Origin of the sequence: Pseudomonas sp. NFACC04-2 (assembly GCF_900119265.1) — a bacterium.
Lineage (GTDB): Bacteria > Pseudomonadota > Gammaproteobacteria > Pseudomonadales > Pseudomonadaceae > Aquipseudomonas > Aquipseudomonas fluorescens_AA.
The window spans coordinates 39,376-56,820 of record NZ_FPJC01000011.1 but is presented as its reverse complement, the minus strand read 5'-3'; the positions used below and the strand labels follow the sequence as shown (position 1 = coordinate 56,820).

The 17,445-nt window shown below is 56.3% G+C and carries 16 protein-coding genes; 14 read left to right on the top strand and 2 right to left on the bottom strand.

The features are described from left to right. Positions 1-23 precede the first annotated feature (23 nt). The 11 genes from BT125_RS16105 (at position 24) to BT125_RS16055 (ending at position 11,246) form a co-directional block, all read left to right on the top strand. A complete protein-coding gene (locus tag BT125_RS16105; RefSeq protein WP_072408587.1) occupies positions 24-1,139 on the top strand; it encodes a glycosyltransferase in 1,116 nt (371 codons plus the stop codon). Beyond that, entirely contained in the window at positions 1,136-2,227 is a 1,092-nt protein-coding gene (gene wecB, locus BT125_RS16100) for a non-hydrolyzing UDP-N-acetylglucosamine 2-epimerase (protein ID WP_072408407.1), read from the top strand. Before BT125_RS16105 ends, wecB begins: the two co-directional genes overlap by 4 nt. Next, positions 2,224-3,450 carry a glycosyltransferase family 4 protein gene (locus BT125_RS16095; protein ID WP_072408405.1) on the top strand — a complete coding sequence of 409 codons (1,227 nt, stop codon included), beginning with the start codon at positions 2,224-2,226 and terminating at the stop codon, positions 3,448-3,450. Before wecB ends, BT125_RS16095 begins: the two co-directional genes overlap by 4 nt. Positions 3,451-3,458: 8 nt before the next feature. Continuing rightward, positions 3,459-4,037 (top strand): sugar transferase, encoded by a 579-nt coding sequence (locus BT125_RS16090; RefSeq protein ID WP_371857813.1) that lies wholly within the window; start codon positions 3,459-3,461, stop codon positions 4,035-4,037. After that, complete coding sequence (locus BT125_RS16085; RefSeq protein WP_072408401.1) at positions 4,037-4,657, top strand: acetyltransferase; 621 nt, start codon at positions 4,037-4,039, stop codon at positions 4,655-4,657. The genes BT125_RS16090 and BT125_RS16085 overlap by 1 nt, the downstream gene beginning before the upstream one ends. Positions 4,658-4,738: 81 nt before the next feature. Beyond that, positions 4,739-5,917 (top strand): DegT/DnrJ/EryC1/StrS family aminotransferase, encoded by a 1,179-nt coding sequence (locus tag BT125_RS16080; RefSeq protein WP_072408399.1) that lies wholly within the window; start codon positions 4,739-4,741, stop codon positions 5,915-5,917. A 172-nt stretch (positions 5,918-6,089) separates the two neighbouring features. Continuing rightward, a complete protein-coding gene (locus BT125_RS16075) occupies positions 6,090-6,572 on the top strand; it encodes an MraY family glycosyltransferase (protein WP_072408397.1) in 483 nt (160 codons plus the stop codon). A gap of 34 nt (positions 6,573-6,606) precedes the next feature. After that, positions 6,607-8,601, top strand: coding sequence for a polysaccharide biosynthesis protein (locus BT125_RS16070; RefSeq protein ID WP_072408585.1), 1,995 nt, complete (start codon positions 6,607-6,609; stop codon positions 8,599-8,601). Between the two features lie 114 nt (positions 8,602-8,715). Continuing rightward, the gene (locus tag BT125_RS16065) at positions 8,716-9,051 is read left to right on the top strand and encodes a ComEA family DNA-binding protein (protein ID WP_072408395.1); all 336 of its coding nucleotides are present in this window, start codon (positions 8,716-8,718) and stop codon (positions 9,049-9,051) included. A gap of 256 nt (positions 9,052-9,307) precedes the next feature. Next, the gene (locus BT125_RS16060; RefSeq protein WP_072408393.1) at positions 9,308-10,318 is read left to right on the top strand and encodes an MraY family glycosyltransferase; all 1,011 of its coding nucleotides are present in this window, start codon (positions 9,308-9,310) and stop codon (positions 10,316-10,318) included. A 76-nt stretch (positions 10,319-10,394) separates the two neighbouring features. Next, entirely contained in the window at positions 10,395-11,246 is an 852-nt protein-coding gene (locus tag BT125_RS16055; protein WP_072408391.1) for an urea carboxylase-associated family protein, read from the top strand. Between the two features lie 213 nt (positions 11,247-11,459). Here BT125_RS16055 and BT125_RS16050 read toward each other — a convergent pair whose 3' ends face one another. Then, complete coding sequence (locus tag BT125_RS16050) at positions 11,460-11,627, bottom strand: DUF2897 family protein (RefSeq protein WP_072408389.1); 168 nt, start codon at positions 11,625-11,627, stop codon at positions 11,460-11,462. Positions 11,628-11,746: 119 nt separating this feature from the next. Further along, a complete protein-coding gene (gene eat, locus BT125_RS16045; RefSeq protein WP_072408386.1) occupies positions 11,747-13,111 on the bottom strand; it encodes an ethanolamine permease in 1,365 nt (454 codons plus the stop codon). Between the two features lie 396 nt (positions 13,112-13,507). Here eat and kdpF point away from each other — a divergent pair, with 396 nt between their 5' ends. The 3 genes from kdpF to kdpB are packed head-to-tail and all read left to right on the top strand — an operon-like array spanning position 13,508 to position 17,365. Then, complete coding sequence (gene kdpF, locus BT125_RS16040; RefSeq protein WP_003218754.1) at positions 13,508-13,597, top strand: K(+)-transporting ATPase subunit F; 90 nt, start codon at positions 13,508-13,510, stop codon at positions 13,595-13,597. Positions 13,598-13,605: 8 nt separating this feature from the next. Then, on the top strand, positions 13,606-15,300 hold the full coding sequence (gene kdpA, locus BT125_RS16035) for a potassium-transporting ATPase subunit KdpA (protein WP_072408384.1): 1,695 nt from the start codon (positions 13,606-13,608) through the stop codon (positions 15,298-15,300). A gap of 10 nt (positions 15,301-15,310) precedes the next feature. Then, on the top strand, positions 15,311-17,365 hold the full coding sequence (gene kdpB, locus BT125_RS16030; RefSeq protein ID WP_072408382.1) for a potassium-transporting ATPase subunit KdpB: 2,055 nt from the start codon (positions 15,311-15,313) through the stop codon (positions 17,363-17,365). The last annotated feature ends 80 nt before the right edge of the window (positions 17,366-17,445 follow it).

Here is a 17,445-nt window from a genome sequence, read left to right as displayed (position 1 = left end):
AGCCATTTGCATAGGTTTATATGATGAAAGTAGTTCACTTGACGTCCGTGCATTCTCGATACGATATTCGAATTTTTCAAAAAGAATGTCGTACGCTTGCAAGTGCAGGTTATGATGTCACGTTGATCGTTGCAGATGGGAAAGGTGATGAAAAATTAAGCGGGATCCAGATATTGGATGTCGGTAAGCCTAAAGGCAGGCTGCAACGGATATTCAAAACTACGGGTGACGTTTTTACTAAAGCGCTGTCGCTTAATGCGGATATATATCAGTTTCACGATCCCGAACTGCTTCCGGTGGGTGTGAAATTGAAAAAAAAAGGGAAGGTTGTTATTTTTGATTCGCATGAAGATGTTCCTAAACAACTTTTGAGTAAGCCTTACCTACATCCGTTTCTTATGAGATGCATATCTGTTGCCTTTTTCGTGTATGAGCGCTTTGCATGTCGTAATCTGGATTTTATCTTTGCGGCGACGCCTTTTATTCGCGATAAGTTTTTACGCATCAATCCGGCCAGTATCGATATAAATAACTTCCCAATGGTTGGCGAGTTGGACGCGGCTGTTTCTTGGGAGGAGAAAAAAAAAGAAGTATGCTATGTCGGAGGCATCGCAAACATTCGTGGTATCTCACAAGTCGTTGATGCCTTCAAACACGTTTCGGAGGGCGTGCGTCTCAATCTGGTTGGGCGTTTCAGCGAATCTCATGTCGAACAACGGGTGCAGGACCTCGACGGTTGGGCTTCTGTTAATCAGTTGGGGCAACTCGAGCGATCGCAGGTAAGAGATGTCCTGTCTAGATCTTTGGCTGGTCTGGTAACCTTTCACCCGTTACCCAATCACATTGATGCTCAACCTAATAAGATGTTCGAGTATATGTCTGCAGGGATACCAGTAATTGCGTCGGACTTTCCTCTGTGGCGCCAGATAATAGATGGTAGTAAGTGTGGCATATTGGTTGATCCAATGGATCCACGCTCAATTGCCCGCGCCATCGATGATTTAGCCAAAGACCCTGAGCGCGCACGTCTTCTTGGTGAGAATGGCCGGAAAGCAGTAAGCGTACAGTACAATTGGGATATCGAGTCAAAAAAGCTTTTGGCGTGTTATGAACAACTTTCGAAGAAGGTAAAAAAATGAAGATATTAACAGTTTTGGGTGCTCGCCCTCAGTTTATTAAGGCGAGTGTTGTGTCCCACTTCATTTCCACTTTGCCGGGGGTCGAAGAAATCGTTGTTCATACAGGGCAGCATTTCGATTCTAATATGTCCGATGTTTTCTTTGAGGAGCTGGGCATGAGTACGCCAGCTTACCAATTAGATATCCACGGGGGGGGGCATGGCGACATGACCGGTAGGATGCTAGTTGAAGTAGAGAAGGTTCTATTGCAAGAGCGTCCGGATATAGTATTGGTATATGGCGATACTAATTCCACGTTGGCTGGTGCATTAGCTGCGGTCAAGTTGCATATTCCAGTTGCCCATGTTGAAGCTGGACTGCGCTCTTTTAACATGGCGATGCCAGAGGAAGTAAATCGGATTCTGACCGACAGGATTTCACGTTGGATGTTTACCCCAACCGCAACAGCTGCGAAGCATCTGAAAGAAGAGGGCGTTGGGGCAGCCAGCATCATTCCTGTCGGAGACGTCATGTATGATGTTGCGAAGTTCCATGGCGAGCGGGTTGATGCCAGTGGGCGTGTGATGGCCAAGCTTGGCCTCAAGGAAGCCGGCTTTGTACTTGCGACAGTTCATCGCGCTGAAAACACCGATGACCCCGCACGGCTTACCGCGATTGTCGAAGCATTCCGCGACCTGTCTGCCGATTTGCCGATCGTGTGGCCAGTGCATCCGCGGACGAGAGCTGTTCTGCAGAAGAGCGGGCAATTGAATGATGCGCCTGAGAACCTGCACCTTATTGATCCAGTCGGTTATCTGGATATGGTACAGCTTGAGAAGCATGCAGCACTCATCGCCACTGATTCAGGGGGCGTTCAGAAAGAGGCGTTCTTTTACGGCGTTCCATGTGTCACGCTGCGAGATGAAACCGAGTGGGTTGAATTGGTCGAAGCCGGATGGAATCGATTGGTTTCGCCGAAGTCTTCGCAAGAAGTGACAACTGCCGTTCGTCAAGCCTTGGGTAGCAAAGGTCAGGCAGTGCAGCCATATGGTCAAGGCAACGCGGCCGAGCTGATCATACGCCGCCTTGTCGAGGACCTTGCTGAATGAAGAATGTCTGGATCCTCAACCACTACGCGCAGGAACCAGGGGGGGCCGGCGGTACTCGTCATTACCTGTTGGCGAAGAATCTGCCTGCGCACGGTTGGGAGGCTTCGATTGTCGCGGCCAGTTTGGAATACCAGTCTGGTCGGCAGCGTCTTGCAATTTCGGAGTCTACCAGGCTTGATCAGTATGGCGGCGTTCCCTTCCTGTGGTTGAAAACATCGGAATATGAAGGGAACGGTACTGCGCGCATGCGTAATATGCTGGAGTACACTTGGCAGGTTCTTAAACCCGGTAAACTTAATGCATTGAAGAAGCCCGACGTCATCATTGGCTCGAGCGTTCATCCGTTTGCGGCAGCCGCTGGGGCAGTGCTTGCGTGGCGATATAAAGTTCCTTTCGTTTTCGAAGTGCGGGATCTGTGGCCTGAAACGCTGATCGATATGGGGCGGTTAGAACGCAACAGCATGATTGCTCGGACACTTCGCGTATTGGAAAAGTGGCTTTATAAGCGTGCGAAGCGGATTGTAGTGCTGCTGCCTAAGGCGCATGAATACATAGAGCCTATGGGCATTGATGCGAAGAAAATCGTCTGGATTCCCAATGGCGTCGATCTCCAAGACTTTCCTCGCCCGGAGGATAAGGTGGGGGAAGGTGAGTTCACGCTTATGTATTTCGGAGCTCATGGTTCAGCCAATGGATTGGATAACGTTCTGCGTGCGCAGCATATCATCGAAGACAATCCCGAAATGTCGCATGTTCGGCTACGGATTATTGGCAATGGTCCGTGCAAGGCCGAACTGATCACCTTGGCTAAAGAGCTGGGCCTCAAACGCGTCAGTTTTGAAGACCCTGTTCCCAAGCGTGAGATACCAGCGTTGGCCGCCCAGGCGGACGCGTTTGTTTTCAACCTGATTAATGCTCCAGTGTTCAAATACGGAATCAGCTCAAACAAATTGTTTGATTTCATGGCCGGCCAGCGTCCGGTTCTGTTCTGCTGTGATGCGGGCAACAATCCCATCGAAGATTCTGGTTCCGGATATACGGTCGAGCCAGGTAACCCCAAGGCGCTAGCCGACGCGGTCGTCAGACTGTCCAGCCTGACGACCGCGGAGCGGGCGGCCATGGGGAATGCGGGAAGGCACTACATAGAAGTCGAGCATGGTTTCGACAAGCTTGCAGGAAGCTTGGCGCGTTGTTTGAATGAAGCTTGTGAGACCGGCAGATGAAGAGAGTCATGGACTTCACCGGAGCCCTTGTGGGCTTGATCATTTTGTCACCGGTCATATTGATCGTAGCAATATTGATCAAGCGCAGGCTTGGAGGGCCCGTGTTATTCCGGCAGGTTCGCCCCGGACGTGAGGGTAAGCCTTTTGAGATGATCAAATTCCGCACGATGCGTGATGCTTACGATCACAATAATGTCCCGCTGCCCGATGCACAGCGAATGACGCCGTTCGGTAGCTTCCTACGTTCCAGCAGCCTGGATGAATTGCCTGAGCTGTGGAATGTACTTAAAGGTGACATGAGCCTTGTAGGACCTAGACCGCTGTTGATGGAATATCTTCCGCTCTATAACGAGCGACAATACCTTCGGCATACGGTAAGGCCAGGCGTCACCGGTTGGGCACAGATCAACGGGCGAAACGCTTTGAGCTGGCCGGAAAAATTCGAACTGGATGTCTGGTATGTGGATAATCGCTCTTTTTGGCTAGATTTGAAGATAATCGCTTTGACGGTGAAGAAGGTCGTGAAGAAGGATGGTATTAGCGCTAGCGGGGAGGCCACTATGTCAAAATTCACGGGCAACCAGTAATGAAAAAACTTGCAATCCTTGGTGCAAGCGGGCATGGGAAAGTGCTCGCCGATACCGCCGAATGTTGCGGGTGGAGAGATATCACTTTCTTCGATGACGCATGGCCTTCTGTCACTAATAATGGCGTCTGGGCTGTGATTGGTACTTGCAATCAGTTGCTTGAGCGAGTCCGTGAGTTTGACGGGGTAATTGTAGCTATTGGTAATAATGCTGTTCGCGAGACCAAGCAGGCCGCACTCGCTCAGCATGGCGCTATTTTACTAACGCTGATCCATCCTGCCGCTTATGTCAGCTGCCATGCGACGGTAGGAGCGGGTACCGTAATATTTGCCGGAGCTGTTCTTAATGCCGGTGCCAGAGTGGGTTTGGGCGGAATTTTGAACACTGGGTGTAGTGTCGATCATGACTGCGTTCTAGGTGATTTCGTTCATATCAGCCCTGGTGCTAGGCTTGCCGGTGGGGTCGTGGCAGGAGATCGCGCATGGGTAGGCATAGGCGCGTGCGTAAGGCAGATGCTGACCATTGGTGCTGCCGGGGTAGTAGGTGCTGGAGCTGCTGTTGTGGCAGATGTGGCAGAAGGTACGACAGTGGTTGGCGTTCCGGCGCGGGTTTTAAAATAATTCCACTAATTTGGCCATGCGACGGTAGGCTGTGTTTTGTAGCCGTGCACTCTTGGCAGTTTGATGAATCAGGATTAGTTCATGCTGAATACCCCCTTTTCTCCGTGGCCATCTTTCTCTGAAGAGGAGGCAAACTGTGCTCGCGACATCATCCTTTCCAACAAAGTAAACTATTGGACCGGGGAGGAGTGTCGCCAATTTGAGCGAGAGTTTGCCGATTGGGCCGAGACTGATTATGCGGTCGCGGTGGCCAATGGTACGGTAGCGCTCGACTTGGCGCTGCAGGCACTGGGTATTGGTGCCGGTGATGAAGTGATTGTGACTTCCCGTACCTTTTTGGCCTCTGTTTCCAGCATCGTTAATGCCGGCGCCATCCCTGTGTTCGCGGATGTAAATGCGGATTCGCAAAATATTGATGCGTCAACCATTAAGGCAGTCCTGTCTCCTCGTACCAAAGCCATCATCTGCGTTCACCTTGCCGGATGGCCTTGTGATATGGACCCCATCATGGCCCTGGCGACTGAGCATGGGATCCGAGTAATTGAAGACTGTGCACAGGCGCATGGGGCTCGATACAAGGGTAAGGCGATCGGGTCGATAGGCCATATCGGTGCTTGGTCGTTCTGTCAGGACAAAATAATGACCACTGCCGGTGAAGGTGGCATGGTTACGACGAAAGATCGTGAACTTTGGGCCAAGATGTGGTCGTTCAAGGATCATGGAAAGAGCTGGGAAGCCGTGTATGAGCGACAGCATGCTCCCGGATTCCGTTGGCTGCACGAGAGCTTCGGCACCAACTGGAGAATGCTGGAGGTACAAGGCGGGATTGGCAGGATTCAGCTGAAACGGATGCCTCAGTGGCACCAGTCGCGGTTGGCTAACGCTCGCCGTATCTGGGATTGCGCGAAGGCTTTGCCGGGGTTGCGTGTTCCTGAGACTCCCAACGACATCGTGCATGCGGCGTATAAGTGTTATGTCTTCGTAGAACCGGATCAGCTCGCAGAAGGGTGGGATCGGGACCGAATTCTTAACGAGATCGGCGCTTGCGGCGTGCCTTGCTTTTCGGGTTCATGCTCAGAGGTCTATTTGGAGAAAGCTTTTGACAATACCCCGTGGCGACCCGAGGAGAGTTTGCCAGTGGCAGCGCGACTCGGAGAAACAAGCCTGATGTTTTTGGTTCATCCAACGCTGACGGAGGCCGAAATGGCCAAGACTTGCGAAGTGTTGACGATGGTCATGCATGACGCCGCTGGAAGATGAAATCCTGGGTGGTATCTCGCGCATGAGAACATGTGATTGCCGTAACATTTTCAAAGATCACGTTTGCACTGAGTCCGCTCCACGAATGAGTCCGCTCTATGACCCCCTACATTCCAAGCGAATAGCTGACGGCTGATGCTGTGTTCCCGATTTCCATCAGGAGCCCATCATCATGATGCGACCCAACACATGCGTCGAAAAAGTGTTTTATCAGCATTGTCCTGGGCTTTATGTCGCTACAGGCAGCTTGGGCGTCATCCAGGCTGCTTTGGGTCTGCTTGATCCGCTGGGTGTCTTTATTGCCGAGGCAACCGTTACTTCATCACGACGCCTGCTGCGAGGTGAAAAAACTTACGCGGGTCACCGTAGCCATGCTTATCAGCTTGCCTCCCGCCTATACGGTCGGCATTTGCCAGTGACGTCGGCGGTGGTGGCGATTAATATGTTCTGGTTGTTGCCCCTGGCGGCGTGTGTCGCATTGTGGAATGTGGATGGAATGTTGGCTTTAATCATTGCCTACGTGCCTTTTGTACAGCTGGCGGTCAGATTTAATCTGGCGAGCTCGAGAAGGCATAATTTAAAGGCAAAAGATCGCGTTTTGTTTATCGGTTGTCCAACGGTCGATGATGGAGCCGCGTTTATCAGGAATGGATAGGGTTTAGGAGTTGGCCGAGGTGCGTGAAGGGTTTATGGATAAATTAAGAACAGCGTTGCTGGGGCTGCCACGACGCCACAAACGCGCGATCCAGGTGGCTATGGACATCCTTCTCGTATGGCTCGCTTTGTGGCTGGCGTTTGTTGTTCGGCTGGGCGTCGACGCATTGGCAGCCCCAATTGAGACGCACCTTTGGCTTTTCACATTCGCTCCGGTGATCGCAATTCCGATCTTCATCCGCTTCGGGATGTATCGTGCCGTCATGCGTTATTTCGGCAACGACGCGCTGATTACCATCTGTAAGGCGGTCAGCCTTTCGGCCTTGTTACTGGCGCTTGTCGTGTATTGGTACAGCAATCACACCAACGTGGTCCCACGCTCCATCATCTTCAATTACTGGTGGCTCAGCCTGATAATGATTGGCGGGATGCGCCTGATGATGCGGCAATATTTCCTGGGTGACTGGTTCACCGCCGCCCAGCATGTGCCCTTCACCAACCGTGACGACGGCTTACCCAAAGTTGCTATATACGGTGCCGGTGCTGCAGGTAACCAGCTCGTGGCCGCGCTACGCATGGGGCGGGTGATGCGTCCGGTCGCGTTCATCGATGATGATCGCAGCATTGCAGAACGGGTGATTGCCGGGCTGCAGGTCTATCAGCCCAAACATATTCAAAGGATGATCGATGCGACCGGTGCCCAGGAGATTTTGCTGGCGATCCCGTCGTCGTCACGAGGTCGTAGGCGGGAAATATTGACGTTGTTGGAAGGTTTCCCGCTGCATGTGCGCAGTGTTCCAGGCTTCATGGACTTGGCGAGTGGCCGGGTCAAGGTGGACGACATCCAGGAAGTGGATATTGCGGATCTTCTCGGGCGCGATCCTGTGCCTGCACAGGCTGACTTACTTGAGCATTGCATCGCAGGGCAGTCGGTATTGGTTACCGGTGCGGGAGGCTCGATCGGTTCTGAACTTTGTCGGCAGATCCTGTCACTTAAACCGACAACGCTGCTGCTGTTCGAGCACAGTGAGTTTAATCTCTACAGTATTCTGTCTGAACTTGAACCGCGAATCGCTCGGGAATCATTGTCTGTTCGTTTGCTGCCCATCCTGGGTTCTGTACGGGACCAGGCCAAGTTGCTTGATGTAATGAAGACCTGGAATGTCGACACGGTCTATCACGCCGCCGCTTATAAGCATGTGCCGATGGTTGAGCACAATATTGCCGAGGGTGTCTTGAACAACGTGATCGGGACGTTGAACACCGCGCAAGCCGCGTTGCAGGCCGGTGTATCGAATTTTGTGTTGATCTCCACCGACAAGGCCGTGCGCCCCACCAATGTGATGGGCAGCACCAAGCGCCTTGCAGAACTGACCTTGCAGGCCCTGAGCCGTGAACTGGCGCCAGTGCTGTTCGGTGATAAGGCCAATGTCTCGCGAGTTAATAAAACCCGTTTTACCATGGTCAGGTTCGGCAATGTCCTGGGTTCGTCTGGGTCGGTTATTCCGCTGTTCCATAAGCAGATCAAGACCGGTGGCCCGTTAACCGTTACGCATCCCAAGATCACGCGTTATTTCATGACCATTCCCGAGGCCGCACAGTTGGTGATTCAGGCGGGCTCCATGGGCTTGGGCGGCGATGTGTTCGTGCTGGACATGGGCGAGCCGGTGAAGATTGTCGAGCTGGCAGAGAAGATGATTCACCTGTCTGGCTTGAGTGTTCGTTCGGAAAAGAATCCTCATGGCGACATTGCAGTGGAGTTCACAGGCCTGCGCCCTGGCGAGAAGCTTTACGAGGAGTTACTGATTGGCGATAACGTTGTCGCGACCTCGCATCCGATGATCATGAGCGCCAACGAAGATCATCTGCCGTGGGATGTGCTCAAGGCCAGATTGGCTGAGTTGCTGGTTGCCATCGAACACGATGATTATGCGAGGGTCCGCCAGTTACTTCGCGATACCGTCAGTGGCTACGCCCCGGACGGTGAGATTGTCGACTGGATCTACCAGCAGCGCCGCCTCGAACCGTGATTGTTACACAACCTGTAACGTACACGCTTTTGACAGCGCTCCATCATCGCCTAAGTTTGAGAAGCAGCTTGGGAAAAGCTGTTTCTCTCTTAACGATGTCATGGAGCGTCATTTATGCGTACAGGTTATTTCTACTCTCTGGTTTTTGCCTTCCTCACCAGCGTTTCTATCGCCGCAACTGCTGCGCCTGTGGAAAGTAGCGGTACGAAGGCTGCGCCGCAGATTATGGCTCAGACGTCGAAACCGCAGGCTCCCAAAGTGGATCTCAACGTGGCGGATGCTACTACGTTGGAGCACGAGATGGCCGGAATAGGCAGAATCAAGGCCGAGGCGATTGTTGCATATCGTGAGAGTAATGGCCCTTTCTCCTCAGTAGAAGAGCTATTGGAAGTAAAGGGGATCGGCAAGGCGATCTTGGACCGAAACCGTGACAAACTTGAAGCAAATTGATTTGATGCATTGAAAGACCGGTCATATGACCGGTCTTTGTATACAGGGGAATTGGCGATGGATACTCCATTGCATGACGTGTTGATCAATCATGGATTTAACGTACGCTCAGCCTAACGGGTCTGGGGTTTGAAGGGCTGGGTTCTAGGAAGATGTAAGGCAAGCGTCGTGCGAGCTATGTAGGCAGGAAGCTGAACGGAAGACCTTGATTCTCTAGCCTCTCTGTCAAGACCTGCACGCTATCGAGGTTTCCTTAATGTCGTGGTTAGTTTTCCCACTCATCATAACTGCGTCTTTTATGCTGACGTGGATCCTGCGTCGCTATGCGCTGTCGCATAGTCTTATCGATTTACCTAATGCGCGCAGTTCCCATACGACTCCCACTCCTAGAGGGGGAGGCGTCGCCATCGTATTGAGCTTTCTGACGGCCGTGCTGGCTTTGTTTCATTTAAATCTCCTATCTTCCGAGTATTTAGCCGCGTTGCTTGGAGCGGGCTCATTCGTAGCCATCAACGGCTTTTGGGATGACCACCGTGATATTCCTGCAAGGTGGCGACTTCTGGGCCATTTTCTTGCCGCATTCTGGGCGTTGTACTGGATTGGTGGTCTTGCTCCTATTTCCATTTTTGGACTGATTGTTGACTTGGGTATTATTGGTTACGTCGTCGCTGCGTTTTTTTTGGTGTGGATGCTCAATCTTTATAACTTCATGGATGGGATTGACGGCATCGCCGGGATTGAAGCGATATCCGTGTGCGCTAGCGTCGCCTTGTTGCATTTGCTGGAGGGGGATTCTCAGATCGAGGTGCCGCTCTTGCTTGGCTGCGCTGTCCTGGGGTTTCTATGCTGGAATTTTCCACCGGCCAAAATATTCATGGGCGACGTGGGGAGTGGCTTCCTAGGCATGACGTTTGGGATTTTCACGCTTCAGGCTGCGTGGGTATCGTCCGATTTGTTTTTTGCGTGGTTGATCCTCCTTGGTGTGTTCATTGTGGACGCTACTCTGACGTTGATACGTCGTTTACTGCGAGGAGAGAAGGTTTATGAAGCTCACCGCAGTCATGCTTATCAATTTGCCTCGCGTTATTGCGAACGGCATTTACCTGTGTCATTGGCGGCCGGAGCATTGACCATGATGTGGTTGTTGCCAGTCGCTTTCCTGGTAGTTGATGAGAAGCTGGAAGGCATTGTCGGATTGCTTGTAGCGTACTTACCGTTGGTGCTGCTGGCGTTAAAGTTCCGAGCCGGTGATGTGGAGGTTCGTTAATTGCCGGTTTTTTCGGCAAGACCATCATTAAACTAGAGCGCTTCTCGCCCAACCGTTGGATATGAGGAACGATGCCATGTACAAAGACTACCCAGCCGCCTACCAGGTCAGCAAAGGTTCAGCCCTGCAGGTGGATAAACCTTTCTACGAACGAATTCGCGCGCAGCAGGACAAACGCACCTTGATTGAACAGTTCGAAGTGCCAATCCGCACCGGCCGCGCCTGGCACGTACCTGCCGGTCATGTGTTCCGCGTCACGACCCCGGTGGGCCCGCAGGTGGGGGACTTCAACGTCTGGAACGCCCACGACCCACGGGAGCGCCTGTGGGCGGCGCGCACGCGGCAGCTTCAGGGTGCCCACGTCAGCACCCACGATCGGTTGTGGTCGAACCTGCCATTCCTGCGGCCCTTGGTAACCATCACCGATGACAGCCTGGCCGGCTATGGCATCGACGAGCATGGCGGGCGGCTGCATGATCTACTGGGAACACGCTGTGACCCGTACGTGAACAAAATGCTCACTGGCGAAGACTTTCATCACCATTGCCATTCGAACCTGACCCGTGCGGTCTTGCCCCACGGCCTGACCGAGTTCGACGTGCACGACGTGCTGAATATTTTCCAGTGTACCGGGCTCAATCATGACGACATGTACTTCATGAAGGCCTGTCCGGCGCAGAAGGGCGATTATCTGGAATTCTTTGCCGAGATCGATCTGTTGTGTGCCCTGTCCACCTGTCCGGGGGGCGATCTGTCGCTGGCGATGTGGGGGCCGGATGCGCAGGATCCTCTCAGCGTCTGTCGTCCGCTGGGTGTAGAGATCTATCGGTTGGAGGATTCATTGCTGCAGGGCTGGAGCCAGCCTGAGCGGGCGGCGTACAAAGGAATGCATGGCTTGCACATCGCCAAGGCGGATTGGGAGAAGTAGCGACATCGGCGCGGCAAGGCCCGTAGCTTCTGTGGCGAGGGAGCTTGCTCCCGCTGGGCTGCGCAGCAGCCCCAACAGTCACGACTCAATCGGCCTGGCACACCGAGCCAGTAGCTTTGAGAGCCGCTTCGCGCCCCAGCGGGAGCAAGCTCCCTCGCCACGGGTACGGTGTGTGAAGCTTCCTCACCACAAGAGTGGTGTGTGAGGCCGCGGTTAACGGTCCTTGGCTTCTTTCGCATCCATTTCCGCATTGCGCTCGGCAACACGCTTGCGCTGTTCTTCCGTCAATTCGACCTTGTTGGCGGTGTCGCGCAGCATCATCAGACCACCAACGATCGAGCCGATTGCAACAATCAGAATCAACCAGGCATACCAGGGCATAGGGCTCTCCTTGATGGCGTGATGGACGGACGAACATTCGCCAATCCATCGCACCTACCACTTATGAGCGAAGGTTGTTCGCAGTGGTTCCATACTACGCCCGTTCGGCTGGCTTCACCTCAAAGCCCGGTCAGCATCGCATCGGCGGGAGCGTCTGCGCGCAGTTGTGCAGTGAGGATGAAGTAGACGAAGCCAACTGCCATGAACCCGAGGAAAATCAGCCCGATCAGTGCGTTGAACCAGGCCATCGCCACCAGGCACACCAGCGCGAGCAACAGGGCGATCCCCGGCACGATCGGATAACCCGGTGCGCGGAAAGTACGTTCCAGGTTGGGTTCGGTTTTACGTAGTTTGAACAGGCTGAGCATGCTCATGATGTACATGACGATGGCACCGAACACGGCCATGGTGATCATTGCCGCGGTCAGGGTCATGCCGCCGAGGTTGATCAGGCCGTCGCTGTAGATCGCGGCGATGCCGATCAGTCCACCGGCGATGATCGCCCGGTGCGGGGTCTGGAAACGTGACAGTTTGGCCAGGGAGGCGGGCAGGTAGCCGGCGCGGGCCAGGGCGAAGAACTGCCGCGAGTAGCCCAGGATGATCCCGTGGAAACTTGCCACCAGGCCGAACAGGCCGATCCAGACCAGCATGTGCAGCCAGCCGGAGCTTTCGCCGACCACGGTTTTCATGGCTTGGGGCAGGGGATCGTTGATGTTCGACAGGGTGCGCCAATCGCCGACACCGCCGGCCAGGAACATCACACCCATCGCCAGGAACACCAGGGTCAGGATGCCGCTGATGTAGGCCTTGGGAATCGTGCGTTTCGGGTCCTTGGCTTCTTCGGCGGCCATGGCCGCACCTTCGATGGCCAGGAAGAACCAGATGGCGAAGGGAATCGCGGCGAACATGCCGGCAATGGCTGGCGCGCCGAACACATCGGAACCGGCCCAGCCGTTCAGGGCAAAGCTGCTGAAACTGAACGCCGGGGCCACGACGCCCATGAAAACCAGCAGTTCGGCCACCGCCAGGACGCAAACAATCAACTCGAACGTCGCCGCCAGTTTGACCCCGAGGATATTCAAGCCCATGAACACGATATAGGCGCCGACCGCCGCGTGTTTCGGGTCCAGCGCCGGGAACTGCACGTTCAGGTAAGCGCCAATGGCCAGGGCAATGGCCGGCGGCGCGAAGACGAATTCGATCAGCGTCGCCAGCCCGGCAATCAATCCGCCTTTCTCGCCGAAGGCGCGACGGCTGTAGGCAAACGGCCCGCCGGCATGGGGAATGGCAGTGGTCAGCTCGGTGAAACTGAAAATGAAGCAGGTGTACATGGCCGCCACCATGAAGGACGTCACCAGGAAACCGAGCGTCCCGGCCACGCCCCAGCCATAGCTCCAGCCGAAATACTCGCCGGAAATCACCAGGCCGACGGCAATGCCCCATAAGTGCAGGGTGCCCAGGGTGGGTTTCAGTTGTGTGTTCATCGGTGGCTCCCCTCGATCCATAGCAAAAGCGCTGGGGAGGGGCAGTGCAGTGGGCGTGCCAGTGTGGCGGGGGCGGTCGTAATGGGTGAAATCGTGTCGTATCGGGGATGTTCGCTGCCGGATGGCTTGGTTTTGTGCCCCAGTTCGGAGCGTCGGCGCCTGTCCGGGCCTCATCGCGAGCAAGCTCGCTCCCACAGGGTGGACACAGATTCTGTATTCACAACAGATCAGCCTGTGGGAGCGAGCTTGCTCGCGATTGGGCCAGCCCAGCCAACCAACCCCTCATTTTTTACACTTTCTTTATCCCCCAAGCCCTCTCTCGATCTCGTTCCTTTACAGCCTCCCTGCCGACAATCACTCCACACACGGCACGACGCCGTACCACGGAGAAATCCCATGAGTGTTCTGGACGGGGTGTCGCTGCTGCTGGCAGTGGCGCTGTTCATTTATCTGCTGGTTGCGCTGTTGCGCGCCGATCGGAACTAGGAGCGGCTATGCACGGTTATGACTACGGGCTGATCCTCGCCTTTTTCGCCCTGGTGCTGATTCCGGCACCGTTTCTGGGGCGTTTTTACTACCGGGTGATGGAAGGCCAGCGCACCTGGCTTTCCCCGATCCTCGGCCCGGTGGAGCGCGGTTGCTATCGCCTGGCCGGTGTCGATTCCAGCGCTGAGCAGAGCTGGCAGAAATACACCCTGGCCATGCTCGCGTTCAATCTGGCGGGTTTTGTGTTGCTGTTTGCGATTCTGCTGCTGCAGGGACATCTGCCCCTCAATAACGAGCAACTGCCCGGCATGGAGTGGACCCAGGCCTTCAACACGGCCGTGAGTTTCATGACCAACACCAACTGGCAGTCCTACAGTGGTGAAGCGTCCCTCAGCTACCTGAGCCAGATGGTCGGCCTGACCGTGCAGAACTTCGTCAGCGCCGCCACCGGCCTGGCCGTGCTGGTGGCGCTGTGTCGCGGAATCGGGCGCAAGTCCGCCACGACCCTGGGTAATTTCTGGGTCGACATGACCCGCGCCACTCTCTACGGGCTGTTGCCGCTGTGCCTGCTGCTGGCGTTGTTCCTGGTCTGGCAGGGCGTGCCGCAGACCTTCGCGCACTACGTGCACGGGGTCACCATGCAGGGCGCCGACCAGGTCATCCCGCTGGGGCCGGCCGCCAGCCAGATCGCGATCAAGCAACTGGGTACCAACGGCGGCGGTTTCTTCGGCGTCAACTCGGCGCACCCGTTCGAAAACCCGACGGCCTGGAGCAACTTGTTCGAAGTCGCTTCGATCATCCTGATTCCCGCCGCGCTGGTGTTCACCTTCGGCCATTACGTCAAGGACCTGCGTCAGAGCCGGGCGATCATCGCTTGCATGCTGGCGCTGTTCCTGATCGGTGGCGCGACGTCGCTGTGGGCCGAATACCAGCCCAACCCGGCTCTGAACGATCCTGCCGTCGAACAGACCGCGCCGCTGGAAGGCAAGGAGACGCGCTTCGGCACCACCGCCACGGTGCTGTGGTCGGTGACGACCACGGCAGCGTCCAACGGCTCGGTCAACGCCATGCATGACAGTCTCAACCCGCTCAGTGGCATGGTGGCGCTGGTGAACATGATGGTCGGCGAGGTGATCTTCGGCGGCGTCGGGGCCGGGCTCTACGGGATGCTGTTGAACGTGTTGATCGCCGTGTTCCTGGCCGGCTTGATGATCGGTCGCACCCCGGAATACCTGGGCAAGAAGCTGGGCGCCCGAGAGGTGCAACTGTTGGTGGCAACCCTGCTGGTGATGCCCGTCAGCGTGCTGGTGCTGGGTGCCGTCGCCGCGAGCCTGCCCGGGCCTGCCGCAGCGGTGAGTAACCCGGGTGCCCACGGGTTCAGCCAGTTGTTGTACGCCTACACCTCGGCGGGAGCGAACAACGGTTCGGCATTCGGCGGGTTTGGCGCCAACACACCTTTCCACAACCTGATGCTGGGCCTGGGCATGTTGATCGGCCGGTTCGGCTACATCCTGCCGGTACTGGCATTGGCTGGCAGCCTGGCCTTGAAGAAGACCGCGCCGATTGGCCAGAACAGCTTTCCCACCCACGGCCCGCTGTTCGTGACCTTGTTGACCGTGACCATCCTGCTGGTGGGCGGCTTGACCTTCCTGCCGACCCTGGCGCTGGGGCCGATTGCCGAACACCTGAGCATGGGCTTCTGAGGATCTGATGATGAATATGCCGATGAGCAAAACCGTCGCCGCCAAGGCGCCGGAACAACCGAAGACCCACCTGTCGGCCCTCTGGCGGCCAGCGTTGGTGCAAGCCTTCGTCAAGCTCGATCCTCGCCAGTTGCACCGTGCCCCGGTGATGCTGGTGGTGGAACTGACCGCGATCCTCACCACCGTGTTGTGCTTCATTCCCGACACTACGGTGCCGACGTTCGTCGCCGCGCAGATTGCACTGTGGCTGTGGTTCACCGTGCTGTTCGCCAACTTCGCCGAAGCCTTGGCCGAAGGGCGCGGCAAGGCCCGGGCCGACAGCCTCAAGGCCGGCAGCGAAGGTCTCAACGCACGTCGCCAGACTGCCAGCGGGTTCGAAACAGTCCCCGCCACTCGTCTGCGCAAAGGCGATGTGGTGCGCGTCGAGGCCGGCGACATGATCCCCGGCGACGGTGAGGTGATTGAAGGCATCGCTGCGGTCAACGAGGCAGCGATCACCGGCGAATCGGCACCGGTCATCCGCGAGTCCGGCGGCGATCGCTCGGCCGTCACCGGCAATACGCGGCTGGTCTCCGACTGGCTGCTGATACGCATCACCAGCAATCCAGGCGAGTCCACCCTGGACCGCATGATCGCTTTGGTGGAAGGCGCCAAGCGCCAGAAAACGCCGAACGAGGTGGCGCTGGATATCCTGCTGATCGGTCTGACGCTGATCTTCCTGTTGGTGGTGGTGACGCTGCAACCGTTCGCCCATTTCGCCAACGCCAGCCTGCCGCTGGTGTTTCTGGTAGCGCTGTTGGTCACCTTGATTCCCACCACCATCGGCGGGCTGCTGTCGGCCATCGGCATCGCCGGGATGGACCGGTTGGTGCGCCTGAACGTGATCGCCAAATCCGGCCGTGCGGTCGAGGCGGCGGGGGACGTGCATGTGCTGATGCTGGACAAGACCGGCACCATCACCTTTGGCAATCGGCGTTGTACGGCGGTCTATGTCGCCCCTGGTGTGAGTGCCAAGGAGCTGGCCGAAGGCGCGCTGTTCGCCTCGTTGGCTGACGACACGGCCGAGGGCAAGTCCATCGTCGAGTACCTGCGAGGTTTGCACCCACAGCCCGAGCCGGGCGTCGACGCACTGACGGCCGTGCCGTTCAGTGCCGAAACCCGTTTGTCCGGGGTCGACTATCAGGGGCGCATCTACCGCAAGGGGGCCGTGGACTCGTTGCTGGATTTCATCGGTCTTGCACGCAATGAATTGCCGTCGGCCCTGGCGCGGGAGATCGACAAGATCGCCCAGAGCGGCGGTACGCCGTTGCTGGTGTGCGCGGACGGCAAGCTGCTCGGCGCTATCCATCTCAAGGACGTGGTCAAGCCCGGCATCCGTGAGCGTTTTGCCGAGCTGCGCAAGCTGGGGATTCGCACGGTGATGGTCACCGGCGACAACCCGCTGACTGCCGCCGCGATTGCCGCCGAGGCCGGTGTCGACGACGTGCTGGCGGAGGCCACGCCGGAGAAAAAACTGGCGCGTATCCGTCACGAGCAAAATGACGGTCGGTTGGTTGCCATGTGTGGCGACGGCGCGAACGATGCCCCGGCCCTGGCCCAGGCTGATGTCGGCATGGCGATGAACGACGGCACCCAGGCCGCGCGCGAAGCGGCCAACATGGTCGACCTCGACAGCGACCCGACCAAACTGCTCGATGTGGTGCAGATCGGCAAGGAACTGTTGGTGACCCGTGGGGCGCTGACCACCTTTTCCATCGCCAACGACATCGCCAAGTATTTCGCCATCCTGCCGGCACTGTTCGCGTCGATTTATCCACAGCTCGGCGTGCTGAACGTGATGCACCTGAGCAGCCCGCAGAGCGCGATTTTGTCGGCCATTGTCTTCAACGCCTTGATCATCGTCGTGCTCATCCCTCTGGCCCTGCGCGGCGTGCGCGTGCAAGCGGCAAGCGCGGCGGCACTGCTGCGGCGCAATCTGTTGATCTATGGGCTGGGCGGGATCGTGGTGCCGTTCGTGGGGATCAAGGCGATCGATATGTTGCTGACGGCGTTGCACCTGGTTTGAGCCTGATGTTCGGCGCACAGATTTTTTGTGCCAGGAGAGGTTTTGTGGCGAGGGAGCTTGCTCCCGCTGGGTTGCGAAGC